Annotated in this window: 28 protein-coding genes; 13 read left to right on the forward strand and 15 right to left on the reverse strand. The window is 65.4% G+C overall.

Annotated elements, in window-relative coordinates:
• The 7 genes from IGW04_RS18660 to IGW04_RS18690 all read right to left on the reverse strand — a co-directional run.
• On the reverse strand, positions 1 to 185 hold a 185-nt coding region (locus tag IGW04_RS18660; protein ID WP_194714602.1), incomplete at its 3' end, for an SDR family NAD(P)-dependent oxidoreductase.
• 52 nt (positions 186 to 237) lie between these two features.
• A complete protein-coding gene (locus IGW04_RS18665) occupies positions 238 to 1,413 on the reverse strand; it encodes an acetyl-CoA C-acetyltransferase (RefSeq protein ID WP_194714603.1) in 1,176 nt (391 codons plus the stop codon).
• Between the two features lie 196 nt (positions 1,414 to 1,609).
• The gene (gene ypfJ, locus IGW04_RS18670) at positions 1,610 to 2,479 is read right to left on the reverse strand and encodes a KPN_02809 family neutral zinc metallopeptidase (RefSeq protein WP_194714604.1); all 870 of its coding nucleotides are present in this window, start codon (positions 2,477 to 2,479) and stop codon (positions 1,610 to 1,612) included.
• Positions 2,480 to 2,566: 87 nt separating this feature from the next.
• Complete coding sequence (gene cuyB / locus IGW04_RS18675) at positions 2,567 to 3,271, reverse strand: cysteate racemase (protein ID WP_194714605.1); 705 nt, start codon at positions 3,269 to 3,271, stop codon at positions 2,567 to 2,569.
• Entirely contained in the window at positions 3,268 to 4,266 is a 999-nt protein-coding gene (cuyA, locus tag IGW04_RS18680; RefSeq protein ID WP_194714606.1) for a D-cysteate sulfo-lyase, read from the reverse strand. Before cuyA ends, cuyB begins: the two co-directional genes overlap by 4 nt.
• Before the next feature lie 203 nt (positions 4,267 to 4,469).
• On the reverse strand, positions 4,470 to 5,105 hold the full coding sequence (locus IGW04_RS18685) for an alpha-ketoglutarate-dependent dioxygenase AlkB family protein (protein WP_194714607.1): 636 nt from the start codon (positions 5,103 to 5,105) through the stop codon (positions 4,470 to 4,472).
• Positions 5,106 to 5,123: 18 nt separating this feature from the next.
• On the reverse strand, positions 5,124 to 5,339 hold the full coding sequence (locus IGW04_RS18690; RefSeq protein ID WP_194714608.1) for an RNA-binding S4 domain-containing protein: 216 nt from the start codon (positions 5,337 to 5,339) through the stop codon (positions 5,124 to 5,126).
• 225 nt (positions 5,340 to 5,564) lie between these two features.
• Between IGW04_RS18690 and IGW04_RS18695 the strand changes: the two genes are divergently transcribed.
• From IGW04_RS18695 to IGW04_RS18710, 4 genes are all read left to right on the forward strand, one after another.
• Positions 5,565 to 5,960 carry a hypothetical protein gene (locus IGW04_RS18695; RefSeq protein ID WP_194714609.1) on the forward strand — a complete coding sequence of 132 codons (396 nt, stop codon included), beginning with the start codon at positions 5,565 to 5,567 and terminating at the stop codon, positions 5,958 to 5,960.
• Between the two features lie 205 nt (positions 5,961 to 6,165).
• Positions 6,166 to 7,497, forward strand: coding sequence for an NTP/NDP exchange transporter (locus IGW04_RS18700; protein ID WP_194714610.1), 1,332 nt, complete (start codon positions 6,166 to 6,168; stop codon positions 7,495 to 7,497).
• Between the two features lie 7 nt (positions 7,498 to 7,504).
• Positions 7,505 to 8,431 (forward strand): aldo/keto reductase, encoded by a 927-nt coding sequence (locus IGW04_RS18705; RefSeq protein WP_228527202.1) that lies wholly within the window; start codon positions 7,505 to 7,507, stop codon positions 8,429 to 8,431.
• A 115-nt stretch (positions 8,432 to 8,546) separates the two neighbouring features.
• Positions 8,547 to 9,722, forward strand: a complete 1,176-nt coding sequence (locus IGW04_RS18710) for a YbfB/YjiJ family MFS transporter (protein WP_194714612.1) — start codon at positions 8,547 to 8,549, stop codon at positions 9,720 to 9,722.
• Positions 9,723 to 9,756: 34 nt separating this feature from the next.
• Here the strand turns inward: IGW04_RS18710 and IGW04_RS18715 are convergent, their stop codons facing one another.
• Positions 9,757 to 10,467 carry a FadR/GntR family transcriptional regulator gene (locus IGW04_RS18715; protein WP_194714613.1) on the reverse strand — a complete coding sequence of 237 codons (711 nt, stop codon included), beginning with the start codon at positions 10,465 to 10,467 and terminating at the stop codon, positions 9,757 to 9,759.
• Between the two features lie 208 nt (positions 10,468 to 10,675).
• On the opposite strand from IGW04_RS18715, the gene IGW04_RS18720 reads away from it, so the two are divergent.
• The 9 genes from IGW04_RS18720 to msbA all read left to right on the forward strand — a co-directional run bounded on the left by IGW04_RS18720 (position 10,676) and on the right by msbA (position 20,446).
• Positions 10,676 to 11,359: an amino acid ABC transporter permease gene (locus IGW04_RS18720; protein ID WP_194714614.1), complete on the forward strand. Its 684-nt coding sequence runs from the start codon at positions 10,676 to 10,678 to the stop codon at positions 11,357 to 11,359.
• 11 nt (positions 11,360 to 11,370) lie between these two features.
• Positions 11,371 to 12,021, forward strand: a complete 651-nt coding sequence (locus IGW04_RS18725) for an amino acid ABC transporter permease (RefSeq protein ID WP_194714615.1) — start codon at positions 11,371 to 11,373, stop codon at positions 12,019 to 12,021.
• Positions 12,022 to 12,088: 67 nt separating this feature from the next.
• Complete coding sequence (locus IGW04_RS18730; RefSeq protein WP_194714659.1) at positions 12,089 to 12,817, forward strand: amino acid ABC transporter ATP-binding protein; 729 nt, start codon at positions 12,089 to 12,091, stop codon at positions 12,815 to 12,817.
• A gap of 52 nt (positions 12,818 to 12,869) precedes the next feature.
• On the forward strand, positions 12,870 to 13,643 hold the full coding sequence (locus tag IGW04_RS18735; protein WP_194714616.1) for a transporter substrate-binding domain-containing protein: 774 nt from the start codon (positions 12,870 to 12,872) through the stop codon (positions 13,641 to 13,643).
• 30 nt (positions 13,644 to 13,673) lie between these two features.
• On the forward strand, positions 13,674 to 14,684 hold the full coding sequence (locus IGW04_RS18740; protein WP_194714617.1) for a zinc-binding alcohol dehydrogenase family protein: 1,011 nt from the start codon (positions 13,674 to 13,676) through the stop codon (positions 14,682 to 14,684).
• 5 nt (positions 14,685 to 14,689) lie between these two features.
• Positions 14,690 to 15,826, forward strand: a complete 1,137-nt coding sequence (locus IGW04_RS18745; protein WP_194714618.1) for a mannitol dehydrogenase family protein — start codon at positions 14,690 to 14,692, stop codon at positions 15,824 to 15,826.
• A gap of 25 nt (positions 15,827 to 15,851) precedes the next feature.
• Entirely contained in the window at positions 15,852 to 17,381 is a 1,530-nt protein-coding gene (locus IGW04_RS18750) for a UxaA family hydrolase (protein ID WP_194714619.1), read from the forward strand.
• A gap of 14 nt (positions 17,382 to 17,395) precedes the next feature.
• The gene (locus IGW04_RS18755; RefSeq protein WP_194714660.1) at positions 17,396 to 18,361 is read left to right on the forward strand and encodes a sugar kinase; all 966 of its coding nucleotides are present in this window, start codon (positions 17,396 to 17,398) and stop codon (positions 18,359 to 18,361) included.
• Positions 18,362 to 18,706: 345 nt separating this feature from the next.
• Entirely contained in the window at positions 18,707 to 20,446 is a 1,740-nt protein-coding gene (gene msbA / locus IGW04_RS18760; protein WP_194714620.1) for a lipid A export permease/ATP-binding protein MsbA, read from the forward strand.
• Positions 20,447 to 20,483: 37 nt separating this feature from the next.
• On the opposite strand, the gene rng is transcribed toward msbA, so the two are convergent.
• The 7 genes from rng to IGW04_RS18795 form a co-directional block, all read right to left on the reverse strand.
• The gene (rng, locus tag IGW04_RS18765) at positions 20,484 to 21,947 is read right to left on the reverse strand and encodes a ribonuclease G (RefSeq protein WP_194714621.1); all 1,464 of its coding nucleotides are present in this window, start codon (positions 21,945 to 21,947) and stop codon (positions 20,484 to 20,486) included.
• A complete protein-coding gene (locus tag IGW04_RS18770; RefSeq protein ID WP_194714622.1) occupies positions 21,944 to 22,564 on the reverse strand; it encodes a Maf family protein in 621 nt (206 codons plus the stop codon). Before IGW04_RS18770 ends, rng begins: the two co-directional genes overlap by 4 nt.
• A 42-nt stretch (positions 22,565 to 22,606) precedes the next feature.
• Entirely contained in the window at positions 22,607 to 23,077 is a 471-nt protein-coding gene (rlmH, locus tag IGW04_RS18775; RefSeq protein ID WP_194714623.1) for a 23S rRNA (pseudouridine(1915)-N(3))-methyltransferase RlmH, read from the reverse strand.
• A 12-nt stretch (positions 23,078 to 23,089) separates the two neighbouring features.
• On the reverse strand, positions 23,090 to 23,710 hold the full coding sequence (gene rsfS, locus IGW04_RS18780) for a ribosome silencing factor (RefSeq protein ID WP_194714624.1): 621 nt from the start codon (positions 23,708 to 23,710) through the stop codon (positions 23,090 to 23,092).
• Complete coding sequence (locus IGW04_RS18785; protein WP_228527203.1) at positions 23,710 to 24,366, reverse strand: nicotinate-nucleotide adenylyltransferase; 657 nt, start codon at positions 24,364 to 24,366, stop codon at positions 23,710 to 23,712. The genes rsfS and IGW04_RS18785 overlap by 1 nt, the downstream gene beginning before the upstream one ends.
• Positions 24,354 to 25,268 (reverse strand): oxygen-dependent coproporphyrinogen oxidase, encoded by a 915-nt coding sequence (hemF, locus tag IGW04_RS18790; RefSeq protein ID WP_323744880.1) that lies wholly within the window; start codon positions 25,266 to 25,268, stop codon positions 24,354 to 24,356. Before hemF ends, IGW04_RS18785 begins: the two co-directional genes overlap by 13 nt.
• Before the next feature lie 620 nt (positions 25,269 to 25,888).
• Entirely contained in the window at positions 25,889 to 26,269 is a 381-nt protein-coding gene (locus IGW04_RS18795; RefSeq protein WP_194714627.1) for a hypothetical protein, read from the reverse strand.
• Between the last annotated feature and the right edge of the window lie 137 nt (positions 26,270 to 26,406).

Here is a 26,406-nt window from a genome sequence, read left to right on the forward strand (position 1 = left end):
GCAACGTCGCATGGATAGGCATAGAACTTGTAGCCCTGCTGTTCCATGCTGGACAACCATTCGGCGGACTTGGTGTTGCCCGGCGAGTAGGTTGTCACCACCTGGTAGCCGAGCGCCGCCATCTTCACGCACACCGCTTCGCCGAGGCCGCCCATGCCGCCCGTAATCAATGCAATCCTAGCCATGTCTGCTCCTGTCTTGAATGACGAACCAAAAAGTTGAGGTTGCCGCCGCGTCTCAGCGCTCGACCGCCAGTGCTACGCCCATGCCGCCGCCGATGCACAGGCTGGCCAGCCCGCGCTTGGCATCGCGCCTGACCATTTCATGCAGCAGCGATACCAGGATGCGGCAGCCGGAAGCGCCGATCGGATGGCCCAGCGCGATTGCGCCGCCATTGACGTTGATCTTGCTGGTGTCCCAGCCCATCTGGCGATTGACCGCGATGGCCTGGGCGGCAAAGGCTTCGTTGATTTCCATCAGGTCCAGGTCTTCATGGGTCCAGCCGGCCTTCTGCAGGCACAGCTTGGTGGCTGACACCGGGCCCATGCCCATGATGCTGGGGTCGAGGCCGGCCGAGGAATAGGCCTTGATGCGTGCCAGCGGCGTCAGGCCCAGCTGCTCCGCCCGCCGGGCCGACATCATCATCACCGCGGCGGCGCCGTCGTTCAGGCCGGAGGCATTGCCGGCGGTGACGGTGCCTTCCTTGTTGAAGGCCGGGCGCAGCGCGGCCAGCGATTCCAGCGTGGTGCCATGCTTGGGATACTCGTCGGTGTCGAAGGTGATCGCGCCTTTCTTCTGCGCGATCTGCAGCGGCACGATCTCGTCCTTGAAGCGGCCGGCTTTCTGGGCGGCTTCGGCCTTGTTCTGCGAGGCCATCGCGAACGCGTCCTGGTCCTGGCGCGAGACTTCGTATTTCTTCGCCACGTTCTCGGCTGTGACGCCCATGTGGTACTGGTTATAGACGTCCCACAGGCCGTCCACGATCATGGTGTCTACCAGCTTGGCGTCGCCCATGCGGAAGCCTTCGCGGGAATTGTTGAGCACATGCGGCGATGCGCTCATGTTTTCCTGGCCGCCGGCGATGATGATGTCGGCGTCGCCGCAGCGTATCGCCTGGGTCGCCAGGTGGGTGGCCTTCAGGCCGCTGCCGCAGACCTTGTTGATGGTAAAGCCGGGGATGGCGTCGGGAAGGCCGGCCTTGATGACCGCCTGTCGGGCTGGATTCTGGCCCACGCCGGCGGTCAGCACCTGGCCCATGATCACTTCGCTGATGGCAGCGGGGTCCACGCCGGTCTGCTCGAGCAGCGCCTTGATGACGCTGGCGCCCATGTCGGCGGCGGGAATCTTGGATAGCGTGCCGCCGAATTTGCCGACCGCTGTTCTCAATGCTGCAACAATAACGACATCGTCCATATCTGTCTCCATGAGGTACGGCAAAAGAAACCGTCATGCTGAGGATGACGGTTGCAAATATGATATCCGTACTGCTACAGCGGGTGTGCAGATTTTTTCGATGATCAGTTGATATAGGTAAAGCGCTGCCTATTGCCCTGCTGTTAGGAGATGGTTAATGGAGCCATGCCGGGCCGCCATCCGATGCTGATGAAATTCAGAGCGTACGGGCATCGAAGGTATTGCACGCACTGACCTGGCCGCTTTCCAGCCCGCGTCTGAACCAGCGTACCCGCTGGGCCGAACTGCCGTGGGTGAAGGAGTCGGGCACCACATAGCCCTGCGCCTGCTTCTGCAGGGCGTCGTCGCCGATGGCGGTGGCGGCGTTGAGGGCCGACTCGACGTCGCCGCTTTCAAGGATGCTGCGCGCCTTGTCGGCATTCTTGGCCCACACGCCGGCAAAGCAGTCGGCCTGCAGTTCGACCCGCACCGACAGCGCATTGGCCTGGGTCTGCGACGCATTGCGGCGCAACTGGTCAACCTTGTCCATGATACCCATCAGGTTCTGCACATGGTGGCCCACCTCATGCGCGATCACATAAGCCTGCGCGAATTCGCCGCTGACGCCGAATCGCTGCTGCATGGTCCGGTAGAAGGAGAGGTCGATATAGATCTTGCGGTCGCCAGGGCAATAAAACGGGCCGGACGCAGTCTGGCCGGTGCCGCACGCGGTCTGGGTGCGGCCGGTGAAGAGCACCAGCCGCGGCTTTGCATACGTCTGCCCGGCCTTCTGGAAGATAGTCGTCCAGGTGTCCTCGGTATCGGCCAGCACGGTGGAGACGAAACGGGCTTCCCGGTCGTCCGCCGGCGGCGCCTTGGCGGGGCCCTGGGTGGCTTCCGGGCCGGGGCCGGCGCCGTTGAGCACATTGATCACCGTGCCCGGGCTGACCCCGAAAAAGTAGGAAGCCACCAGCGCGATCACGACGGTGCCGATGCCGACCGAAGCGCCGCCGACACCAAAACCACCGCCCCCGCCGCCGCGGCGGTCTTCCACATTGTCGCTCTCGCGATTGCCTTCCCATTTCATGATCTGTCTCCAGTAAGGCCAGCTATTGCCGCAGTGTAGTCGGGCAAGCGCGATCGGACTGTACGGCACGCCACACAGCAAAGGCGGCTAGGGCTGTTCATGCCAGTGCGCAATGCAGGCCTGCGCCAGCGCCAGCGTCGGGTCGATGCACAGCGGCAGCAGCGGGGAAAGAATGCGCTCCAGGCCAACCGGCACTTCGGTGCAGGCCAGCACCAGCCTGGCAGCGCCAGCCGCCACCAGTGCTTCCCCCATGGTCTGCAGCATGCGGCCGCCGGCATCGAGCTCGCCGCGCTTGACCGCATAGCAGCCCGGAACGAAGAGGGAAGCCATCTGTTCGTGGTCGGGCGTGATACAGGCGATGCCGGCCGGCTCCAGCAGGTCCTGGTACAGCCGGGCCTGCAGCGTTCCCTGGGTGGCGATCAGGCCGACCGGGCCGCTGCCGTGCATATCGCTGCGCAGCGCTTCCAGCGTCACCTGCGCGATATGCAGGATGGGCGCCGCGCTCTGCGCCTGCAGCGCGTCATACCAGTGATGGGCCGTATTGCAGGCAATCGCGATGCAGGTGGCGCCGGCCCGGTTCAGATGGGCTATGCCTTCCAGCATCGCAGGCAGGGGCGACGGTCCGTCGCCGGCCAGCGCGCGCTGCCGGTCCGGCACCTGCGGCACATTCCAGGCCACCACCGGCACATGGTCCTGGTCGCGTGCGGCCGGCGTGTTGACGATGATCTTGGTCATCAGGTCCACCGTCGCCAGCGGGCCCATGCCGCCCAGAATGCCTATCCTGCGGCTCACGGCGCAAACACCCCGCGATAGCCAAACAGGCCGACCGAGCCGCCGGTATGGACGAACACGATGTTCTCGTCCTTGCGGAAATGGCCGCGGCGGATCAGGTCGATCAGGCCGGCCATGCCCTTGCCCGAGTACACCGGGTCGAGGAGGATGCCTTCCATCTGTGCCATCAGCTGCACCGCTTCGATCATGCCCGGCGTCGGTATGCCATAACCCGCGCCGACGTAGTCGCAGTTGGCCTGCACGGTGTCGCGGGCAAGCTGGCCGGGCAGGCCGAGATGGTTCCAGGTGGCCTGCGCCAGCGCATGCACATTGGCTTCCTGCTTCTCGCGCGGCGCGCGCACGCCGATGCCCAGCACCGGTATGCCGCTGTTCATGCCCTGCAGGCCCACCACCAGGCCGGCCTGGGTGCCGCAGCTGCCGGTGGCATGCACGACATGGTCGAGGCGCAACTGGCGCTCGTTGGCCTGCACCAGCAATTCCTGCGCGCAGACCACGTAGCCGAGCGCGCCGATCGCATTGGAGCCGCCGCCCGGAATCAGGTAGGGCTTGTCGCCCTGCTGGCGCAGGCGCTCGCCTACGGCGACGAGTTCATTGTTCATGTCCAGGCCGGCATCGCGGGTTTCCAGCGTGCAGTTGAAGATCCGGTCGAGCAGCACATTGCCATTGTTGTAGTACTCGGGTGCGCCGTCGGCGACGCGCTTTTCCAGCAGGGCGGTGCATTTGAGGCCGAATTTCGCGGCTGCGGCCGCGGTCTGGCGCACGTGGTTGGACTGGGTTGCGCCCTGCGTCACGAGATGGGTCGCGCCCTGCGCCAGCGCATCGCCCACCAGGAACTCGAGCTTGCGGGTCTTGTTGCCGCCGCTGGCAAGGCCGGTGCAGTCGTCGCGCTTGATGTAGATGGTGGGGCCGCCCAGATGCTGCGACAGGCGGGTCAGGGGTTCAAGCGGCGTGGGCGCGTGGGACAGGGTGACGCGCGGAAAGCGGGACAGATGCATGGGTATGAGCCTTTCGAAAAGGAATGGTGGCGGGCGGCTATTTTAGAGCAGATTCGGCCTGACTTAGCTCGCCGATGCCGGCCGTATTGCCCCTGGCACGGCGTTGCGACTCCTCGCCGTAGCCCCGCTACGACTCGTCGTCGCGCCTTGTTCCAGGGGCAATGCGGCTCGGCCCCGACTGAGCCAGTCAGGCCGAATCCGCTCTAATCACCGCGCGCCGATTGTGCGATCTGGCGGAAGGTGAGATTGATGCGCGGCCCCTTTTCACGCCGCTCCTTCGGGATCGCGTGCTGCCAGTTGCGCTGGGTGGCGCCGGCCATCAGCAGCAGGCTGCCGTCGGTAAGGTCTATGCTGACCGGCGCATGTTTGCGCTCGCGGTGCCGCAAGCGGAAGCTGCGCGTCTCGCCCAGGCTCAGGGAAGCGATCACGGGCATGCGCCCCAGCTCGCGTTCATTGTCGCTATGCCAGCCAACGCCATCATGCTGGTCGCGGTAGAGATTGAGCAGCACGCTGTTGTAGCGGTGGCCGGTGGCTTCCTCGATATCGCTGCGCAGGCGCGACAGCAGCGGCGTCCAGGGGCAGGTCGCCAGGGTGACGCCCGAGTAGGTGTAGTCGGTGCCGGGATCGCCATGCCATGAGGTCAGGCGCGGCTGGTCATGGACCTTGCCCCACACTTCGATGCGCTCCTGTCGCCATGGGGTTTCCTCCAGCAGGGTCGCCAGCAGGCTGGTGCATTCACCGGGTGGGTAAAAGCCATGCATGAAGCGCAGGTCGGCATCGGGAATGGCCAGCGGCTCAAGCCCAGATGAAGCGCCGAACAGATCGCTGATGACAGCCATGGCCGCTTCCTGCCTGTGTCAGCCTGTCACCCGTATCACGATGCCGGCCAGGGTGACGACCTGGCCCGCGCGTATCTTGCAGGTCTTGCGCAACTCGGTCTTGCCGTCGACCTTCACGTCGCCGCTGGCAACGATCATCTTGCCGGCGCCGCCGCTGTCGCACAGGCCGCTTAACTTGAGGAGCTGATTGAGCTCGACGTATTCGCCCTCTAGGCGGAAGTCTATGGTTTGCATCGCCGGATTATAAGCCCGTGCCGGGCCGCGGGTGTCTGGCATCGCCAGCGTTCGCGCAGTGCTGGCGTGCTAATTCGCCAAGTGTTCGCTATCGCACCGACATCGCTGGCTTGACTGCGTATCGTTCGTCCTCAAGGTGAACGCATCAACGCGTTTGTATTTTTCGGATCAGCACGCCGCGGCACTGCTGCGGCCTTCCGTAACCAACATAAGGAAATCCCACTGATGAAGAACGTACGCAACCTGATTCTTGCCGCCACCATGATGGCCTGTTCCGCTTCCGTACTGGCGCAAGCCAACCAGGCGCCCAACCCGGTCGGCCCGCCGACCACCGGCACCGGCGCAACCACCACCCCTACCCGCGGCACCGGCGCCCCCTTGTCCACTCCCAATGCCGTGAATGCGACCGCGGTCCAGAGCTCGGGCCAGTCCAACGACCCGTATGTGCAGAAGCGCCAGTCGGACTCGGAAGCCAAGGCCGAATACAAGGAGCGCAAGGCAGAAGCCAAGCGCCAGGCCAAGATGGAAAAGCGCGAAGCCAAGGCTGACCTGAAGGCTGAAAAGCGCGCCTCGACCGCCGAGCGCAATGAAGCGCTGGCGCCGGCCGCCGCAGTCAGGTAACGCAGTTGCAGCGCGGGCGCATGCCCGCGTTCAACCGGATGTAGCCAGGCCGCCGCCTGTCGCAGCAATCGCTGCGGCAGGCGGTGGCCTTTTGTCTTTGGCCGGGACGATATGTGCTGCATGAGGTCGACTGCGGCATCGCCGGGCCGCCGGTATCATGCATGCCATGCCCGCAGTCCCGCCCCCTGACCGCCAAGCTTCCGCGATGCCGCTGCGACTGCTGCGCCGGCTGGTGGAAGTGCGGCCCGGCGAAGCTGCCGCGCTCTTTGCGGGCTTTGCCTATTTCTTCTGCCTGCTCTGCGGCTACTACCTGTTGCGGCCCTTGCGCGATGCGCTCGGCCTGGCCGGCGGCCCGGGTCAGCTGCAATGGCTGTTTACCGCGGCCTTCATCGTGATGCTGCTGCTGGTGCCCGTGTTCGGCCTGCTGGCGCAGCGCTGGCCGCCGCGCCGCTTCGTCGCCGTCATCTACCGCTTCTTTGCGCTGAACATGCTCGGCTTCGGCGCGCTGTTTGCGCTCGGCGTGCAGGAGCTGGCAGTGGCCCGGGTGTTCTTCGTCTGGATCAGCGTCTACAACCTGTTCGTGGTCAGCATCTTCTGGAGCGTGCTGGCCGAGCATTTCAGCAGCGAGCAGGGCCGACGGTTGTTTGGCTTCATTGCCGCCGGCGGTACGGCCGGCGCATTGGTCGGGCCTGCCATGGCTGCGTTGCTGTCCGGCGTGGGCGTGTCTTGGCTAGCCCTGCTTGCCGCGCTGTTGCTTGAGCTGGCGCTGCAATGCTGCCGATGGCTGCAGCGCATGGCGCCGGGCAGCGGCCAGGCAATGCGGCGCCGGCAGCCGCTGGGCGGCGACGTGCTGGCCGGCGCCAGGCTGATCGTGCGCGATCCTTACCTGCGCGGCATCGTGGCCTATCTGCTGCTGCACAGCTTCGCGTCGACTTTCCTGTATTTCGAGCAGGGCCGTATCGTGGCTGCCAGCCTGGCCGATACGGCTGCCCGTACCCGGCTGTTCGCCAGCGCCGACCTGGCGGTGTCCTGCCTGTCGCTGCTGCTACAGGTGGCTGTCACCGGCCGGCTGCTGCGCCGCTTTGGCGTGATGGCTGGCTTGTTGCTGTTGCCGGCGGCCGGCATGGCGGCCTTTGCGGCCATCGCGTTCTGGCCGACGCTGGCGGTGCTGGTGGCGGCGCAGAGCCTGCGGCGGGCGGTTGACTATGCCTTGTCGCGGCCGGCGCGCGAAGTGCTGTTTACGGTGCTGAGCCGGGAAGCCAAGTACAAGGCCAAGAGCGTGATCGAGACCGTGGTCTACCGCGGCGGCGATGCGCTCAGCGGCTGGCTGGCGGCCCTGGCCGCATCGGCCGGCATCGGATTCGGCGGCGTGGCGCTGCTATGGCTGGCGCCCAGCGCCGGCTGGGCCGCGCTGTCGGCCTGGCTGGCGCGCCGGCAGGAACGACTGGCCGCGGCCGGCATCGAACAGGCAGCCATCGAACCCGGCGCGGTCATTCCGCCCGCCACCAGGAGTCCAGATGAAAAACCGACCGCATGAATCCGGCATGAGCCGTGCCCGCTTTCTGCGCCTGGCGGCGGGCGCCACCGCCGCCCTGGCCATCGGCCCCTTGCCATCCCGGGCCGCGTCAACCAGAAAGGAAGACAAGATGCAGACCCGTCCCATACCGTCCAGCGGCGAGCTGTTGGGCATCATCGGCTGCGGCACCTGGCAGACCTTCGATGTTGGCAGCGCCGAAGCGGACCGGCAGCGGCTGGCCGAGGTGCTGCAGGTCCTGTTCGATGCCGGTGGCTCGGTGGTCGACAGCTCGCCCATGTACGGCCGCTCGGAAGCCGTGACCGGCGACCTGCTGAGCCGCCTGCATGCGCACGAGCGGGCCTTCGTCGCGACCAAGGTCTGGACCCGCGGCGGCGACGCCGGCGTGCGCCAGATGGAAGAGTCGATGCGCCTGCTGCAGCATCCGCGCATCGAGCTGATGCAGATCCATAATCTGCTGGACTGGCGCACCCATCTGAAGACCCTGCGCGCATGGAAGGAAGCGGGGCGCATCAAATACCTGGGCATCACCCATTACACCGTCAGCGCATTCGATGAACTGGAAGCCATCATGCGCGCCGAGAAGCTCGATTTCGTGCAGCTGAACTATTCGCTGGACGATCGCGCCGCCGAAGCCAGGCTATTGCCGCTGGCGGCGGAACGCGGCATCGCGGTGCTGGTCAACCAGCCGTTTGGCGGCGGCGGCCTGCTGCGCTCGCTGGCCGGCGCGCCGCTGCCGGCATGGGCAGCCGATATCGGTTGCGCCAGCTGGGCGCAGGTGCTGCTGAAGTATGTGGTCTGCCATCCGGCCGTGACCTGCGCCATCCCCGGCACCAGCCGGCCGCAGCACATGCGCGAGAATGTGGCCGCCGGCATGGGCGCGATGCCGGACGAGGCAATGCGGCGGCGCATGGTGGCCGACTGGCCCAGGCGATGAGCATGGACAGGCGCGGCCCCGCATGCAGGGGCGGCCGGTTCATGCCATCATGCCGTGCTTCAAAAATGGCAAGCACAACAAGTACAACAAGTACAACAAGCGGGGACATTTCTTCATGATCAAAGCTTCATGGGCCGGCTGGGCGCCGTTGGCGCTGTCGGGCCTGCTGGCCAATATGGTCGGCATAGGCATAGGCCGTTTTTCCTATGTGCCGCTGCTGCCGCTGATGATAGACGGCGGCTGGGCCAGCGCCAGCGGCGCGGCGCAACTGGCGGCAGCCAACCTGATCGGCTATCTGCTGGGCGCGCTGGCCGCCCATCCGCTGGCGGTAAGGCTGGGCGGGTCAAGGGTGATACGCGGCGCGATGCTGGCGCTGCTCTTGAGCCTGCTGGGCTGCGCGCCGCAGCCGGCGCTGCCCTGGCTGTGGCTGTGGCGCTGCCTGGCCGGCGCCGCCGGCGGCGTGCTGATCATCCTGGCTGCGCCGCATGTGCTGGGACGGGTGCCGGCCGCGATGCGGGGCCGCGCTGTCGGCATGGTGTTCGCCGGCATCGGCGTGGGCGCCGTGTTTTCCGGCTTCGTGGTGCCGGCCTTCGGCGCTAGCCGGCTGCAGGATGCCTGGCTGGCGCTGGCGGCCTGTTCGGCGCTGGCCATCCTGTATGCCTGGCCCAGGTTCGCCAGCGACGATCTGCCGCGTCCGGCCGCGGGCGGCTCGCTGCTGCCGCGCGGCGCGATGCTGGCGCTGCTGTGCGCCTATCCGCTCGATGCGATCGGCTATCTGCCGCATACGGTGTTCTGGGTGGAGTACCTGGTGCACGGCCTGTCGCTGCCAGCCACCGTGGGCGGCGCCTTCTGGGCCGTGTTCGGCGCCGGCGCGGCGCTCGGTCCGCTGCTGACGGGCATGGTGGCCGACCGCATCGGATTTCGCATGACCGTGGTGGGCTGCATGGCCTGCAAGGCCGCGGCGGTGGCGCTGCCGCTGCTGTCGGCCTCCTTGCCGGCGCTGTTCGTGTCGTCCTTCATGGTGGGGGCCCTGACGCCCGGCCTGGTGGCCGTGGCCTCGGGCCGGGTGGTGGAAATCGTCGGGCCGGCCGCGCATCAGCGCAACTGGGCGATGATGACCTTCCTGTATGCGCTGATGCAGGCCCTGGGCGGCTATGCGATGGCGGCGCTGTACGGCGCGCTGCATTCCTTCAACCTGCTGTTCGCCATCGGCGCCTCGGTGCTGGCGCTGGCGGCATTGATTGCCGCACTGGGCGGCAGGGCCAGCATGCAGGCCAGCGTTCGCGGCTGATCGCGGCCTGTCACGATGCGTGTCACAACGCCTGTCACGACCACTCCTGGCGATTGCTTTCCACCCAGCGGACCTGCGATGCGTGCAGGTGCATGCGCATCGCGGCCAGGGCGTCGAGCGCGTCGCGGCGCTGCAGGGCGCCCAGGATGGCTTCATGTTCGCGCAGCGCCTCGTTCCAGGTCTGGCTGCTCTCGGAGCGCACCCGCAGCTGCGATGAAATCGGGCTGTGCCGCTCGTCGAACAATTCCCGCACCAGCCTCTCCAGCACCGAGTTGCCCGTCATGCCGGCAATGAGCAGATGAAATTCGCGGTCGTGCGCGAGGGGAGAGCGGTTCTGCACGATGGCCGAGCGCATGTCCTTCAATGCGCGCTGCAGGGCAGCCAGCGCTTCCTCCGTCACGCGGGCAGAGGCAAGCATGACCACCGTGCCTTCCAGCGCCGCGCGGGCCTGCATCAGTTCGGTCGGGCTTTCGCCCATCGCGGCGGTGGCATGCGGCGCCTGCTCCAGCGGCGCGCACACATAGACGCCGGCTCCCATGCGCACCTCGACGCTGCCTTCGACTTCCAGCGCAATCAGGGCCTCGCGCACCGACGGCCGGGAGACGCCCAACTGCTGCGCCAGGTCGCGTTCCGGCGGCAGCCGTGAGCCCATCGGGAAGTTGCCTTCCCGGATGAGGGTTCGTATCTGGTCGGCGATCTGCTGGTACAGGCGCCTGTTGTCTATCTGCTTGAGCTGTTCGAGCATGTGCTGTTCCTCCTGCGGTCTGGCAAGGATAATCCAAATTGGTCTTACCAAGGATTTTGTTTTCCAGGAATTTCCGATGATTTTCCAATACTCCTCGAATTGAGCTTGCGTTTTCTGCATAAATCGTTATCCTTGGTAAGGCCAATTACAAGAAAACGGTAAAGAGGCCTGACCGAAGAAATGTTCGGAGCAGGCATGGAGACAAGACATGCGATACGAATTCGACTTCAGCGCGCCGCTGAGCTACTGGCCCGACTTTGTCGCCGGCGCGGCGACCACGCTCGGCCTGTCCCTGGCCGCCACGGTATTCGGCTTCCTGCTGGGCGTCCTGTGCGCCCTGGGCACAACCGGCCGATCCGCCTGGCTGGCCCGCCTGTGCGGCATCTATGTCGAGGCGATACGCAATACGCCGCTCCTGGTGCAGATCTTCATCGTCTACTTTGGCCTGGCTTCGGTCGGTGTCAAGGTCGATGCCTTTACCGCTGCAACGGCGGCGCTGGTGATCAATGTCGGCGCCTATACCGCCGAAATCGTGCGTGCCGGCATCAACTCGATTCATCCGGGGCAGCTGGAAGCGGCGGAATGCCTGGGGCTGTCGCGGCTGCAGGTCCTCACCCGCATCGTTCTTCCGCCCGCCATCGAGCGCGTCTATCCCGCGCTGACCAGCCAGTATGTGCTGCTTATGCTGGCTTCCTCGATCACCTCGCAGATCTCGGCCGAGGAACTGACGGCGGTGGCGAACCGGATCCAGTCCGACACCTTCCGCTCGGTGGAAACCTACCTGATCGTCGCGGCGGCTTACCTGGTGCTGTCGCTGGTGATGCGCCTGGTGTTCTGGGGCGCCAGCTATATCGCTTTTCCGCGCCGGCGCCGCATCGGCACGCCAATCTGAAGGGCGCCATCATGTCTCTGCTCACCGGACCGCAATTGCAATTTTTGTTTCAGGGCCTGTCATGGACCGTGGTGCTGTCGGTCATGGCCTTCATCGGCGGCGGCCTGCTGGGGTTCGCGGTGGCCATACTGCGGGTCTATGGCCCGGCGCCCGTGCGCAACCTGACCATGCTGTATATCAAGCTGGTGCAGGGCACGCCGCTGCTGGTGCTGCTGTCGCTGGCCTATTTCGGCCTGCCGACCCTGGGCCTGCGCATCGAGCCGCTGACTGCTGCCGGCCTGGGGCTGAGCATCTACGTATCGGCCTACCTCGGCGAGATCTGGCGCGGCTGCATCGAATCCGTGCCGCGCACCCAGAATGAAGCGGCCGAATGCCTGGCGCTGAACTGGCGGCAGCGGCTGGCGCATGTGATCCTGCCGCAGGCAATGCGCATCGCCACCCCGCCCACCGTCGGCTTCATGGTGCAGATCGTGAAGAACACCTCGCTGGCTTCGGCGATCGGCTTCGTCGAGCTGGCGCGGGCAGGGCAGGTGATCAACAACGCGACCTTCAAGCCCTTCATCACCTTCATGGTCATCGCGGCGCTCTACTTCGTCCTCTGTTATCCGCTGTCGGTATGGAGCCGTCGCCTCGAAAGGAAATTCCATGTCGCAAATCGTTAATCCCGCATCCGTCATCAACAGTGCCGATTCCATGCCAGGGCCAAACGGCGCTTCCAGGGGAAATCTGATGCCGCCTATCGTCAGGGTCGACGCGATTTCGAAGAGCTTCGGCGCCAACCGGGTGCTGGATGGCGTGTCGTTCAATGTCGCCAAGGGCTCGGTGGTGGCCATCATCGGCCGCAGCGGCTCCGGCAAGAGCACGGCGCTGCGCTGCATCGACCGGCTGGAAACGGTGGACGCAGGCCGGATCGACGTCTGCGGCCATGACATCACCTCGCCCAGGCTGGACCTGCAGCAGCTGCGGCGCGATGTCGGCATCGTCTTCCAGAGCTATAACCTGTTCCCGCACATGACCGTGGAGCAGAACATCATGCTGGCGCCGCGGCTCGTGCTGAAACTCGGGAAGGCCGAACTGCGGGAACGCGCCCGCATGGTGCTGGCCCAGGTCGGCCTGGCCGACAAGGCCGATGCCTATCCTTCCCAGCTGTCGGGCGGCCAGCAGCAGAGGGTGGCGATTGCCCGCTCGCTGGCGATGTCGCCGCAGGTCATGCTGTTCGACGAAGTGACCTCGGCGCTCGACCCCGAGCTCACCGGCGAGGTGCTGCGGGTGATGGAAAAGCTCGCCGCCGACGGCATGACCATGATCCTTGTCACCCATGAAATGGGATTCGCGCGCAAGGTGGCCGAGGAGGTGATCTTCATGCATCGCGGCAAGGTCTGGGAGCAGGGGGCAGGCGCAATGCTGGATGCCCCCAGGACCGAGGAACTGCACAACTTCGTCGCCAGCGGCCTGTAGCGCCGGGCAGCGGTCAAATTTTCAGCAAATCAAACGTTCAGGAGACAGCACCATGCATCAACCTTCCCGCTTTCTGCGCAGCCTGATGGCTGCCGCCATCGTTGTCGGCTTTGCCGGCGTGTCCACCGCCGCCCGCGCCGACCTGCTCGACGATGTGCGCGCCGCCAAGAAGATCCGCGTCGCCATCGACCTCGGTTCGCCGCCGTTCGGCACCACCGACAGCGCGATGAACCCGACCGGTTCCGACGTCGAGACCGCGCGCCTGCTGGCCAAGGACCTGGGCGTGGCGCTCGAGATCGTGCCGACCACCGGCGCCAACCGCATTCCCTTCCTGCAGACCGGCAAGGCCGACGTGGTGATTTCCTCGCTGTCGGTGACGCCCGAACGCGAGAAGGTGATCGACTTCTCCACGCCGTACGCCAAGATCCAGGCCGTGGTCGCCGCGCCGAAGGCAGTGGCGGTGAAGAGCTTCGCCGACCTCGCCGGCAAGCGCGTGGCCACCGCGCGCGGCACCACCAACGACAAGATCGCCACCGAGGGCGCCAAGGGCGCGCAGATCGTGCGCTTCGACGATGACGCCACGCTGATCACCGCCATCACCAGCGGCCAGGTCGAAATCTTCGCCACCTCGCCCGCGATCGTGAAAACCGTCGCCGACAAGATGCCGGCGGCAGGCATCGAGTCCAAGTTCGTGATGAAGGAATTCCCGCTGGGTATCGGCGCGCGCAAGGGCGAGAACCGCATGCTGTCATGGATCAACGAGTGGGTGGCCAGGAACAACGGCAACGGCAGCCTGGCCACCATCTACACGCGCTTCCATGGTTAAGCGCGCATCCAACCCATACAAGGAAGCCACATGCTTACAGTGATTTGCGACACGCCGGGCATATTGCGCGCCGAGGAGCGCGCGATGCCGGAACGCGGCGAGGGCGAGGTGCTGGTGCGCGTCAAGCGCGTCGGCGTCTGCGGCACCGACCTGCACATCTTCAGCGGGAACCAGCCCTACCTGAATTACCCGCGGGTCATGGGACACGAGTTTTCCGGCATCGTCGAGCAGGCGCCGCAGGGCAGCCGCCTGAAGGCCGGCGACACGGTCTACGTAATGCCCTACCTGTCCTGCGGCAAGTGCATCGCCTGCAGGCAGGGCAAGACCAACTGCTGCGTCAACATCCAGGTGCTGGGCGTGCATCGCGACGGCGCCTTCACCGAGTACCTGAGCCTGCCGGAACAGTTCGTCCACAAGGCCGACGGCGTGACGCTGGACCAGGCCGCGATGGTGGAGTTTCTTGCGATCGGCGCCCATGCGGTGCGCCGGGCCAACGTGCAGGCCGGCCAGCGCGTGCTGGTGGTGGGCGCCGGCCCGATCGGCATGGCGGCGATGATCTTCGCCAGGCTGCGCGGCGCGACAGTCGTGGCGCTGGATGGCCGCGGCGACCGCCTGGCCTTCTGCAAGGCGCAGCTGGATGTCAGCGCCACGGTGCAGCTGGGAGACGACGACGAGCAGCAGCTGGCGGCGCTGACCGGCAATGAATTCTTCGACGTGGTGTTCGACGCCACCGGCAATCCGAAGGCGATGGAGCGCGGTTTCAAGTTTGTCGCCCATGCTGGCACCTACGTGCTCATTTCCGTGGTCGGCGCCACCATCAGCTTCTCGGACCCGGAATTCCACAAGCGGGAAACCACGCTGCTGGGCAGCCGCAACGCCACGGTCGAGGACTTTGAAACCGTGCTCGCCGCGATGCGCGCCGGCCAGATTCCGGATGCCGCGCTCAATACCCACCGCATCGCGCTGGCCGACGCGCCTGTCGAGTTCCCCAGGCTGCTCGACCCCGCCATGGGCGTGGTCAAGGCCATCGTGGAGTGCTGAACGTCATGGCCCAGCCCATACTGCAGTTCGGCACCAGCCGCTTCCTGCAAGCCCATGTCGACCTGTTCGTCTCGGAAGCGCTGGCCGCCGGCGGGGTAGGCCAGGCGCTGGGCGGCATCACGGTCGTGCAGACCACCGACAGCCCGGCCAGCGCGCAGCGGGTGGCCGCATTCGCCGCCGGGGATGGCTATCCGGTGCATGTCCGTGGCCTGCGCCACGGCGAGCCGATCGACGCCCGCATCACCTGCCGCGCCGTGCGCGAGGCGCTGCAGGCCGATGCCGACTGGCCGCGCCTGCTGGAGGCGGTGGCCGGCGAAGTGCGCGTGATCGTCTCCAATACGGCCGACCGCGGCTACCGGCTCGACGAGCGTGACACCGCCGCCCTGATCAGCGCGCCAGGCCAGGTGCCGCGCAGCTTCCCCGCCAAGCTGCTGGTGCTGCTGCATCACCGCTGGCGCCATCTGCCCGATGCGCCGCTGTCCCTCTTTCCCTGCGAGCTGATCGAACGCAACGGCGATACCCTGCGCGACCTGGTGGCGCAGCTTGCAAGCGACTGGCAATTGCCGGAAGCGTTCAGCCACTGGCTGCGCGCGCACTGCGTCTGGGCCAATTCGCTGGTCGACCGCATCGTTTCCGAATCGCTGCAGCCAGTGGGTGCAGTGGCCGAGCCGTATGCGCTGTGGGCCATCGAACGGCAGGAGCGCCTGGTGCTGCCTTGCCGGCATGACGCCATCATGCTGACCGACGATCTGGAACATTACGAGCGGCTCAAGCTGTTCCTGCTCAACGCCGGCCACAGCTACCTGGCCGAACGCTGGCTGCGCGGCGGCCGCGGCGCCGACGAGACCGTGCTGCAGGCCATGAACGATCCGGACATGCGCGCCGGGCTGGAAGCGCTCTGGCAGGAGGAAGTGCTGCCGCTGTTCGACGCGCTAGGCAAGGGCGCCGATGCAAGGGCTTACCTGGTCGAGCTGCGCGAGCGCCTGCTCAATCCCTATCTCGCGCATCGCCTTGCCGACATTGCGCAGAACCATGCGCAAAAGAAGCAGCGCCGTTTTGCGCCCGTGGTGGCGCTGGCCGGCGAGCTTGGCCTCGACCTGGCGCAGCCGCGCCTGCGCGCCGCGCTGGCAGCGCAGGACTGATCGCCTTTCTTTTCGAGTCATGACAATGAACGCCGAATCCATGCTGCTCCTCCGCCTGAGCGAAACCGACAACGTGGCTGTCGCCAGGGCCGACCTGGCGCCCGGCCACGCAGTGATGCCCGACAGCCTGCCCATTACCCTGCGCGATGCCGTCCCGGCGGGCCACAAGGTCGCCATTGCCGCCATCGATGCCGGCGCCGCGGTGTTCAAGTACGGCCAGGTGATCGGCGTGGCAAGCCGCCCGATTGCGCCGGGCGAGCATGTGCATGTGCACAACGTCGACATGGTCGCCTCGGCGGCCGGGCATGACGCCGGCAGCGCCTTTGCGCCGGTCGAGCCGATGCATCCGGCGGCCACCTTCCTGGGCTTCGTGCGCGCCGATGGCCGGGTCGGCACCCGCAACTACCTGGGCGTGATCTCCAGCGTCAATTGCTCGGCCACGGTCTGCCGGCATATCGCGCGCGCCATCGAGGAGCGGGCGCTGCGCGACTTCCCGAACGTCGATGGCGTGGTGGCCATCACTCACGGCAGCGGATGCGGCATGTCCGGTTCGGGCGAAGGCATCGAGCTGCTGCGGCGCACGCTGCGCGGTTACGCCGACCATCCCAATTTCGCCGGCGTGCTGCTGGTCGGCCTCGGCTGCGAGGTCAACCAGCTCGCGCCCCTGGTCGAGACGCTGAATGCGCGCGAGCCCGGCCTGTTCGCCTCGCTGACGATCCAGGAAGAGGGCGGCACCCGCGAAGCCATCGATGCCGGCGTGGAAGCGCTGCGCGCGATGCTGCCGATCGCAAACCGCGCCAGCCGCACCGAGGCCAGCGCCAGCCATCTGACGGTGGGCCTGCAGTGCGGCGGCTCGGACGGCTATTCCGGCATCACCGCCAACCCGGCGCTGGGCGCGGCGGTCGATTTGCTGGTGCGCCATGGCGGCACGGCCATCCTGTCCGAGACACCCGAGATCTATGGCGCCGAGCACCTGCTGACCGTGCGCGCCGCCTCGCCCGCGGTGGCCGGCAAGCTGATGGACAGGCTGCGCTGGTGGGAAGACTACACCCGCCTGCACGGCGGCGACATGAACAACAATCCCTCGCCCGGCAACAAGGCGGGCGGCATCACCACCATCCTCGAGAAGTCGCTGGGCGCGGTGGCCAAGGCCGGCAGCACCGGACTGATGGAGGTCGTCGAATATGCCGAGCCGGTCACGGCGCACGGACTGGTCTTCATGGATACGCCGGGCTACGATCCGGTGTCGGCCACCGGGCAGGTCGCCGGCGGCGCCAACCTGATCTGCTTCACCACCGGACGCGGCTCGACCTACGGCTGCAAGCCCGCGCCCTCGCTGAAGCTGGCCACCAACTCAGCCCTGTTCCGGCGCATGAGCATGGACATGGACTTCGATTGCGGCGGCATCCTCGATGGCGAGCTCAGCATTGCCGAGGCAGGCCGGCGGTTTTTCGAGCTGATGCTGGCCACCGCTTCCGGCCGCCGCAGCAGGAGCGAGGAGCATGGCATGGGCGACAATGAATTCCTTCCATGGCAGATCGGAGCCGTAATGTGAATACCCTGCAGGCAATGGATGTAGTGACGGTGGGCGAAGCGATGGCCCTGTTCATCGCCGAGGAGCCCGGCGCGCTCGCCAGCGTGTCGCGCTTTTGCCGCCGCACCGCCGGCGCGGAACTGAATGTGGCGGTGGGCTTGCGCCGACTCGGCTTTGGCGTCGGCTACATCAGCCGGGTCGGCGCCGACAGCCTGGGACGGCATCTCCTCGACTTCATGGACGCCGAAGGCATAGACCGCAGCCATGTCGCCGTCGATGCCGCGCATCCCACCGGCCTGATGTTCAAGTCCCTGGCCACCGACGGCAGCGACCCGCTGATCGAATATTTCCGGCGCGGCTCCGCCGCCAGCCACCTCGGCGCGGCGGATCATCCGCTTGCCTATTGCGCAGCGGCGCGCCGCCTGCACCTGACCGGCATCAGCCCGGCGCTGTCGGACGGCATGCGGGAACTGGTGTTCGCCATGGCGACGCAGGCGCGCCGGGCAGGACAGGGCATCTCCTTCGATCCGAACCTGCGGCCCCGGCTCTGGCCTTCGCACCAAGTCATGGTCGATACGATGAACCAGCTGGCCGCCATGGCCGACCTGGTGCTGCCGGGCCTGTCCGAAGGGCAGTTGCTGACCGGGCGCAAGGACAGGGATGGTATCGCCGACTTCTACCTCGAACGCGGAACGAAGCAGGTTGTCATCAAGCTCGGCGCGGAAGGCGCCTATTTCGCCGACCGGCATGGACGCGGCGTGGTGCCGGGCTTCCATGTGGCGGAGGTGGTCGATACCGTGGGCGCCGGCGACGGCTTCGCCGTTGGCGTGATCAGCGCGCTGCTGGAAGGCGCATCGCTGGACCAGGCGGCACTGCGCGGCAATGCGATCGGCGCGCGGGTAGTGCAGTTCCCCGGCGACTGCGATGGCTTGCCGGACCGTGCGCAACTGGCCGGGGCGCTAGCCGGGCAGCGCTACACGGCAGGCGGGCAGGACAGCTGACGAACCTGCCGCGGTGGCTTGCGGGCAGCCCGGCTGCCTGGCAACCATTGCCCCGGCCTGCGGCGCCTCATCGCTCGGGATGGATATGAAACACGACGCCGCCGCAGCCACTGTGGCGCGCACGCCTCGCGCCGTCTTCGGCTGTTTCCCGAATCCACTATAATCCACCGGTTCGCGACGCTGACCCTGCCCAGGCAGGCCTGTAGCTTGTCAGCCTTGTCCTTTCGTCATGATGACAACCCCGGGTTTCATGCAGCCGCTAGGCGCTGATGGACTCCGCCGGTTTCCATCGCTTGCCACGCCTCTCACCGGACTGCCGTTTTCCATGACCCATCGAGCCGAACCATGAAGATCCCGCCGCACTTCAGGCGGGCCCTGAGTATGTTTCAACCCTATCGCGGCCGGCTGGCGCTGGCCTTCCTGGGGATGATCCTGACCGCGTCCACCGAGCCCATGTTTCCCGCCGTGATGCGGCAACTGCTCGACCGCGGCTTCGTTGGCAAGCCGACGCTGGACCTGTGGATGGTGCCGGTGGCCATCATCGGCATCTTCGTGCTGCGCGGCTGCTCCACCTTCCTCACCACTTACATGATGACCTGGGTCACCAGCATCCTGCTCAATTCGGTGCGGGCCCAGATGTTCGAGCGCATGCTCAACGTGCCGGCCTCCTTCTATTCGACCAGCTCGGTCGGCCGGGTGATCAACGCGATGATGTTCGAGTCGCAGCAGGTGATCGACATGGTGAGGAACGTGCTGACCTCGCTGATACGCGACAGCCTCACCGTGATCGTGCTGCTGGGCTTCCTGCTCTGGCTCAACTGGCGGCTGACCTTCGTGGCCCTGATCCTGCTGCCATTGACGGCGCTGGTGGTGCGCCTGACGGGCCAGCGCATGCGCAAGCTGACCCGCGACTACCTGGAGGTCAATGCCGAGCTGACCCAGGTGATCGAGGAAACCACGCGCGCCAACCAGGTGATCAAGATCTTCGGCGGCCACAAGTATGAAAGCGACCGTTTCGAGGCGCGCGCCAGCCACCTGCGGCGCTACTCGATGCGCATGGCCAGTACCGCGGCCGCCACTGTGCCGGTCACCCAGCTGATGGCGGCATTCGCGGTGGCTATCGTGATCGTGATCGCGCTGGTCCAGTCCGCGCGCGGCGAGTCGACCGTGGGCGACTTCGTTTCCTTCATCACCGCCATGCTGATGCTCTTGACGCCCCTGAAGCGCCTGGCCGAGGTGAATGGCCCGCTGCAGCGCGGCATGGCGGCTTCCGAAGCCGTGTTCGGCCTGATCGACGCGGCGCCGGAGCGCACCACGGGCACGCCGCTGGCGCAGCGGGCCAGCGGCAGGCTGGAGTTCGACGATGTCAGCTTCTCCTATCCCGGCCAGGCGCAGCGGGCGCTGTCCCATATCAACCTCGCCATCATGCCGGGCGAGACCGTGGCCTTCGTCGGCATGTCGGGCGGCGGCAAGTCCACCCTGGTCAGCCTGGTGCCCAACTTCTACAGCGCGAGCGGCGGCGAGATCCGGCTTGATGGCCAGCCCATCGAGGACATCACGCTGGCCAGCCTGCGCGCCCAGATCGCGATGGTAAGCCAGAACGTGGTGCTGTTCGACGACACCATCACCGCCAACATCGCCTATGGCGACGCCAGCCCGGACATGGAGCGGGTGCATGCGGCGGCGCGGGCTGCCCACCTGAGCGATGTGATCCGCGCACTGCCGCAAGGCCTGGACACCATGATCGGCGACAACGGCAGCCGCCTGTCCGGCGGCCAGCGCCAGCGCCTGGCGATTGCCCGCGCCATCTACAAGGATGCGCCCATCCTGATTCTCGACGAGGCCACGTCGGCGCTGGACACCGAGTCCGAGCGCGCGGTGCAGTCGGCGCTGGACGGCCTGATGCAGGGCCGCACCACGCTAGTGATTGCGCACCGGCTGTCAACGGTGGAGCGGGCCGACCGCATCGTGGTGCTGGTCGGCGGCGAGATCGTGGAGATGGGGTCGCACGCGGAATTGCTGGAGCAGAACGGCACCTATGCCAGCCTGTACCACCTGCAGTTCGCCAGCGAGGTGGCGGCCTGATGCAATGCCGCAGTGCCGGGCCGGCATCGCGCCGGCATTACATCAGGATGATGTCGTACTGTTCCTGCTGATAGCCAGTCTGCACCTGCAGCGAGATCTGCTTGCCGATGAAGTCGCCGAGCTGGGCCAGGTTCTGGGATTCCTCTTCCAGGAACATGTCGATCACCACCTGCGAGGCAAGGATGCGGAATTCACGCGGATTGAACTGCTTGGCTTCGCGCAGCAGCTCGCGCAGGATTTCATAGCAGACCGTGCGCGCGGTCTTGACCTGGCCCTTGCCGGCGCAGGCCGGGCAGGGCTCGCAGAGGATATGGGCCAGCGATTCGCGGGTGCGCTTCCTGGTCATCTCCACCAGGCCGAGCGAGGAAAAGCCCGACACCGACACCTTGGTGCGGTCGCGCGCCAGCGCCTTGTGCAGTTCCGCCAGCACCGCCGTCCTGTGCTCGGCGTTTTCCATGTCGATGAAATCGAGGATGATGATGCCGCCCAGGTTGCGCAGCCGCAGCTGGCGCGCGATGGCCTGCGCCGCTTCCAGGTTGGTCTTGAAGATCGTGTCGTCGAAATTGCGGCCATGCACATAGCTGCCGGTGTTGACGTCGATCGTGGTCATGGCCTCGGTCTGGTCGATGATCAGGTAGCCGCCTGACTTCAGATCGACGCGCCGGCCCAGCGCGCGCTGGATTTCCTCCTCGACGCCATACAGGTCAAACAGCGGCCGCTCGCCGGTGTAGTGCAGCAGCCGGGTCAGCACCGAGGGCGTGTAGACCTGGGCGAACTGCTGCAGGTTCACGAAGTTTTCGCGTGAATCGACCTGGATGCTGGCGGTGTCGTCGCCGACGAAGTCGCGCAGCACCCGCTGCGCCAGGCTCAGGTCCTGGTACAGCAGCGCCGGCGCCGGCCGGGCCCTGGCTTCGCGGCTGATCGCCGACCAGGTCTTGCCCAGGTAGTCGATATCGGACTGCAGGTCGGCATCGGACGCATCCTCGGCCATGGTGCGGATGATGAAGCCGCCGCGCTCGTCGGCGGGCAGCAGCGACTGCACCTTCTGCCGCAGCGCATCGCGCTCGGCTTCGTTTTCAATGCGTTGCGAAATGCCGATGTGCGGGTCCTGCGGCAGATAGACCAGCATCCGGCCGGCGATGGAAATCTGGGTGGACAGCCGCGCGCCCTTGGTGCCGATCGGGTCCTTCACCACCTGCACCATCACTGCCTGGCCGTCGAACAGGAGCCGCTCGATGGGCTGGGCCGCGCCATTGCTGCCGTCGTGCGGCCGCGCTTCCCAGATGTCGGCCACATGCAGGAAGGCGGCGCGTTCCAAACCGATGTCGATGAAGGCCGACTGCATGCCGGGCAATACCCTGACCACCTTGCCGAGATAGACATTGCCGGCGCGGCCGCGCAGGTTGCTGCGCTCGATATGCAGCTCCTGCACCGCGCCCTGCACGATCAGCGCCACCCGGGTTTCCTGCGGCGTGACATTGATGAGGATGTCGGTGCTCATAGGATGCGGATGCCCGCCTGCTGCAGCAGTTGCGCGGTCTCGAACAGGGGCAGGCCCATGATGCCGGAATGGCTGCCCGAGATGTGCCGGATGAATTGCGCCGCGCGGCCCTGTATCGCATAGCCGCCGGCCTTGTCGTAAGGTTCGGGCAGCGCGCAATAGGCGCGCATGGTGTCGTCGGACAGTCTGTCGAAGGTGACTTCGGAAGTATGGGTCATCTGCCACAAATCGGCATCGCGGCGCAGCGCGATGCTGGTCAGCACCTGGTGGGTATGGCCGGACAGCAGGCGCAGCATATCCATCGCTTCCATCACATTGGCCGGCTTGCCCAGGATGCGGCCGTCCAATGTCACGGTGGTGTCGGCGGTCAGCACCGGACGCACCGGCAGGCGGCGCGACAGCATGGTGTCGCAGGCGGTCTCCACCTTTTCCCGGGTCACCCGTTCCACATAAGCCAGCGGCGCCTCGCCGGGCAGCACCAGTTCTGGCACGTCCGGTCCGCGCGCGGTATGTTCGCGCAGAAGCAGCAATTCGAATTCAACGCCGATCTGGCGCAGCAGCTCGCGCCGGCGAGGGCTTTTGGAAGCCAGATAGATCTTCTGGTCTATGGGTTTCATGAGTGGTCAGGTTATAGGCAAGTGGCGCGCTGCCTGCTGCGTTCAGACGCGGTGGTAAGGATGATTCTGTGTGATCGACCAGGCCCGGTAGAGCTGCTCGGCCAGGAGCACACGCACCATACCGTGCGGCAGCGTCAGGCTGGAAATCCGCAGCAGCATGTCCGCCCGCTGCTTGAACTGCGCATCCAGACCGTCGGCGCCGCCGATGACGAATGTAACATCAGTGCCGCCTTGTTGCCACTGTGCCAGGTTTTTGGCCAGCTGCGCGCTGGTCAGGTCCTTGCCGCGTTCGTCCAGCGCAACCACCTGCGAGCCCTTGGCGATGACTGCCTCGATCCGGATTCGCTCCATCGCCATCACGGTGTCGGCGCTGCGGCTGCCGGAGCGGTCCACCGGCTTGACTTCCCTGAGCACGATCCGGCAGTCCGGCGGCATGCGCTTGGCGTATTCCGTAAAACCGGTTTCGATCCAGGCCGGCATCTTGTGGCCGACGGCGGCGATGACGAGCTGCATCGACGACCGGCTTTATTCGGCGCGGGCGCGCTTGGCCGGCGCCTTGCGCGCGCTGGCGCTCTTGGGTGCTGCCACCTTGACGGTCTTGCCAGCCGGCGTCTTGGCGGCTTTTTTGGCGACGGTTTTCTTCGCTGCGGTCTTGGCTGCGCCGGTGGCCGACTTGGCCGCGGTCTTGCGCGCGGTCTTCTTCGGCGCTTCGCCATCGGCCGCGGCCTGCTGGGTCACGGTCAGATGGCGGGCAGCCTTCTTCGGCGCGGCATCGTCGCTGGTGGCTGTCTTCTTGGCACGCTTGGCCGCGCCCATCTTGACTTCCTTGTCGCCCCAGATTTCCTCCAGGCGGTAATACGCCCGGATTGCCGGCTGCATGATGTGGACGATCATGTCGCCCAGGTCGACCAGCACCCATTCGCCGGTGTCCTCGCCTTCCAGGCTCAGGATGTTGCCGCCGTTTTCCTTGACCTTGTCGCGCACCGAGGCGGCCAGCGCCTTGGTCTGGCGGTTCGATGTGCCGGAGGCAATGGCGATCCGGTCGAACAGGCTGGTCAGGTGGGTGGTGTCGTACACCACGATGTCTTGCGCCTTCACATCTTCGAGAGCGTCGACGACCAGCGATTGAAGTTTCTTGATATCCATTAGGTTTTATATAGGTGATGTTGTTCGATATAGTCTAGCACCGGGGTTGGCAGCGACTGTTGAGGCCGCTCGCCCCGCACCAGCGCGGTTCGGATTTCGGTTGCGGACGTGTCCAGGGCAAGGTTTTCCGTCAGGAACATCAGGCCATGGGCACTATTGCGCAACTGGTCAGGCGTCGCGCTGCGCCGGCGCAGTTCATGCGCCACTTCCGCTGGCAGCGCTGCCGTGTCGAAGCCGGGCCGCGATGCCGCGCAGACATGGGCCAGGTCGAACAGTGCGCGCCAGTCGTGCCAGGTGTTCAGGTGCAGCAGCTGGTCGGCGCCGATGATGAACACGACCGACGCTTCCGGTCCAACCTCCGCACGCACCGCGCGCAGCGTGTCGACGGTATAGCTTGCACCCTGGCGCCGCAGTTCCTGTTCGTCGATCACCACCGGCACCGGCTGCCTGGCAAATGCCAGGCGCAGCATGGCGACGCGGTCAGCCCCGGAGGCCAGCAGCGGCGCCTTCTGCCACGGATTGCCAGCCGGGATGATGCGCAGTTCATCCGGCGCCAGCAGCCGCACGAAGTAGCCGCCCAGTGCGACATGAGCGTTATGTACGGGGTCGAAGCTTCCGCCCAGCAGCACCAGGCAAGGCCGGCTCACGCGGTCCAGTCCTTGTGCACCAGGAAGTCGGTGTACAGCGCCGCCTCGGGCGTGCCGTCGGCCGGATGCCAGTTGTAGCGCCATTTGACCACCGGCGGCAGCGACATCAGGATGGATTCGGTACGGCCGCCCGACTGCAGGCCGAACAGCGTGCCGCGGTCGAACACCAGGTTGAATTCCACGTAGCGGCCGCGCCGGTAGGCCTGGAAGTCGCGCTCGCGCTCGCCGTAGGGCATGTCCTTGCGGCGTTCCAGCAAGGGCAGGTAGGCCGGCAGGAAATGGTCGCCCACGCTTTGCATCATGCCGAAGCTGTGGCCGAAGTCACGGTCGTTATAGTCGTCGAAGAAAATGCCGCCGACGCCGCGCGGTTCCTGGCGATGCTTCAGGTAGAAATAGTCGTCGCACCATTTCTTGAACCGCGGATGCAGGTCGTCGCCATACGGGGCCAGCGCATCGCGGCAGGTGCGGTGGAAATGCTGCGCATCCTCGGCAAAGCCGTAGTAGGGCGTCAGGTCCATGCCGCCGCCGAACCACCAGACCGGGTCGAAGCCTTCTGCCATCGCGGTGAAGAAGCGCACGTTCATGTGCACTGTCGGCGCATACGGATTGCGCGGATGCAGCACCAGCGATACGCCCATCGCTTCCCAGTGGCGGCCCGCCAGTTCCGGCCGGGCGGCGGCGGCCGAGGGCGGCAGGTTGCGTCCGGTGACATGGGAAAATCCCACGCCGCCGCGCTCGAACACATTGCCTTCCTCGATCAGCCGCGAAACCCCGCCGCCGCCTTCCGGCCGCTCCCAGGTGTCCCTGATGAACTCCTTGCCGTCAACGCCTTCCAGCGCCGCGACGATGCGGTTCTGCAGGCCGAGCAGGTAGGTTTTAACGTTGGAAGGGGAGGGGGAAATCGGGTCCACGGCATGAGGGCGAAAAGTGACGAGTGCGGATTGTACCCTGCCGGGGGATGCGGGGGATGAATTGCGGGAACAGGGCATGCAGGCTTGCGCGCCTCAACAAACCATCTTGGGGAGTTCAGCCTGCACTGGGTCCAACGTTATTTCCCTTCGAAGCGAAACACCACATTACGCTTTTGATAGGAGTGATAAACAGAAAATGGAAATGGTATTTCTGGAAAAATGCTGCAATGGAATAGTCACTGCTAACGTATTTCATCCTGCAGCCATGCACATGATCAGTTGTTGTGCATGCCAATTTCCTTGGGGCAGTCAATTTGCACCTACCTGGTACAACTACAAAAGATATCTTGATCTTAACTTGCTCGGATAAGGTTGTGCCAGGTGCTGCAGCCACATCACGATGAGCTTGTTTTGCAGCACCTATCTGAGGAGAACCACTGGATGCGCAGGCCTGGCATCAATTTCAGGATAAGCCGCGATGAAACGCCTGATAAGTCTTTATATATTTCCGGCGCGGCACCAATGGTGGATCAGCTTCGTCTATCGGAACCAAGTGGCGGCACCAAGTGGCGGCACTATGACGTTAATTTGATGCGCCGGGGTTTTTTGCCTGACCTGGCTCAGAATCTTTGCGTAACTGATGAGGCGGAAAGTGTCCAATTATTTCCTGCATTCAATCCCTGCGGTGTGGCATATGGTGAGTACGGGTCGGCATCCCCGGGGCCAAATCTCTGGTTCATCGACGATTTATAGCGCGGCTGTCCCGTGTTTTCTGCGCGTCCTAAAACTTGCGGGGAAGGGGCATGGTTCGCCCCGAAGGAAGGGTTGCCAGCAGAAGTGGAATTAACAGCTTGCTGCCTTGCGAAAAAATTTCTGTTTTGACATGCGATTTGCAAATTCGGGGCACCATTGCCGACATCGGAATAATGATGATCATTTACCGAATTTCCGGAGTTCATCGGCGCAGCATGTCGATTAACTGATTGTATCGAATTATTCATTTTTGAGTCCTGGATTTAATAATTAATGATCAATTTCTGAAATAACTGGAATTTCAGGATTTTGTCTATTTCATTTCAACTATCCATAGCGTCGGGTAAGTACGGTCTAATGATGCCAGGGTTCAAAAGATTTCAAA

The sequence above is a fragment of the Noviherbaspirillum soli genome (assembly GCF_015352955.1).
In the GTDB taxonomy this organism is placed as follows: domain Bacteria; phylum Pseudomonadota; class Gammaproteobacteria; order Burkholderiales; family Burkholderiaceae_D; genus Noviherbaspirillum_A; species Noviherbaspirillum_A soli.

Bases quoted from the DNA above. Each gene is read 5' to 3' on its own strand.
- IGW04_RS18665 (WP_194714603.1), bottom strand. From the start codon at position 1,413: ATGGACGATGTCGTTATTGTTGCAGCATTGAGAACAGCGGTCGGCAAA.
- ypfJ (WP_194714604.1), bottom strand. From the start codon at position 2,479: ATGAAATGGGAAGGCAATCGCGAGAGCGACAATGTGGAAGACCGCCGC.
- cuyA (WP_194714606.1), bottom strand. From the start codon at position 4,266: ATGCATCTGTCCCGCTTTCCGCGCGTCACCCTGTCCCACGCGCCCACG.
- IGW04_RS18685 (WP_194714607.1), bottom strand. From the start codon at position 5,105: ATGGCTGTCATCAGCGATCTGTTCGGCGCTTCATCTGGGCTTGAGCCG.
- IGW04_RS18690 (WP_194714608.1), bottom strand. From the start codon at position 5,339: ATGCAAACCATAGACTTCCGCCTAGAGGGCGAATACGTCGAGCTCAAT.
- IGW04_RS18695 (WP_194714609.1), top strand. From the start codon at position 5,565: ATGAAGAACGTACGCAACCTGATTCTTGCCGCCACCATGATGGCCTGT.
- IGW04_RS18700 (WP_194714610.1), top strand. From the start codon at position 6,166: ATGCCGCTGCGACTGCTGCGCCGGCTGGTGGAAGTGCGGCCCGGCGAA.
- IGW04_RS18705 (WP_228527202.1), top strand. From the start codon at position 7,505: ATGAGCCGTGCCCGCTTTCTGCGCCTGGCGGCGGGCGCCACCGCCGCC.
- IGW04_RS18710 (WP_194714612.1), top strand. From the start codon at position 8,547: ATGATCAAAGCTTCATGGGCCGGCTGGGCGCCGTTGGCGCTGTCGGGC.
- IGW04_RS18715 (WP_194714613.1), bottom strand. From the start codon at position 10,467: ATGCTCGAACAGCTCAAGCAGATAGACAACAGGCGCCTGTACCAGCAG.
- IGW04_RS18720 (WP_194714614.1), top strand. From the start codon at position 10,676: ATGCGATACGAATTCGACTTCAGCGCGCCGCTGAGCTACTGGCCCGAC.
- IGW04_RS18725 (WP_194714615.1), top strand. From the start codon at position 11,371: ATGTCTCTGCTCACCGGACCGCAATTGCAATTTTTGTTTCAGGGCCTG.
- IGW04_RS18730 (WP_194714659.1), top strand. From the start codon at position 12,089: ATGCCGCCTATCGTCAGGGTCGACGCGATTTCGAAGAGCTTCGGCGCC.
- IGW04_RS18735 (WP_194714616.1), top strand. From the start codon at position 12,870: ATGCATCAACCTTCCCGCTTTCTGCGCAGCCTGATGGCTGCCGCCATC.
- IGW04_RS18740 (WP_194714617.1), top strand. From the start codon at position 13,674: ATGCTTACAGTGATTTGCGACACGCCGGGCATATTGCGCGCCGAGGAG.
- IGW04_RS18745 (WP_194714618.1), top strand. From the start codon at position 14,690: ATGGCCCAGCCCATACTGCAGTTCGGCACCAGCCGCTTCCTGCAAGCC.
- IGW04_RS18750 (WP_194714619.1), top strand. From the start codon at position 15,852: ATGAACGCCGAATCCATGCTGCTCCTCCGCCTGAGCGAAACCGACAAC.
- IGW04_RS18755 (WP_194714660.1), top strand. From the start codon at position 17,396: ATGGATGTAGTGACGGTGGGCGAAGCGATGGCCCTGTTCATCGCCGAG.
- msbA (WP_194714620.1), top strand. From the start codon at position 18,707: ATGAAGATCCCGCCGCACTTCAGGCGGGCCCTGAGTATGTTTCAACCC.
- rng (WP_194714621.1), bottom strand. From the start codon at position 21,947: ATGAGCACCGACATCCTCATCAATGTCACGCCGCAGGAAACCCGGGTG.
- IGW04_RS18770 (WP_194714622.1), bottom strand. From the start codon at position 22,564: ATGAAACCCATAGACCAGAAGATCTATCTGGCTTCCAAAAGCCCTCGC.
- rlmH (WP_194714623.1), bottom strand. From the start codon at position 23,077: ATGCAGCTCGTCATCGCCGCCGTCGGCCACAAGATGCCGGCCTGGATC.
- rsfS (WP_194714624.1), bottom strand. From the start codon at position 23,710: ATGGATATCAAGAAACTTCAATCGCTGGTCGTCGACGCTCTCGAAGAT.
- IGW04_RS18795 (WP_194714627.1), bottom strand. From the start codon at position 26,269: ATGAATAATTCGATACAATCAGTTAATCGACATGCTGCGCCGATGAAC.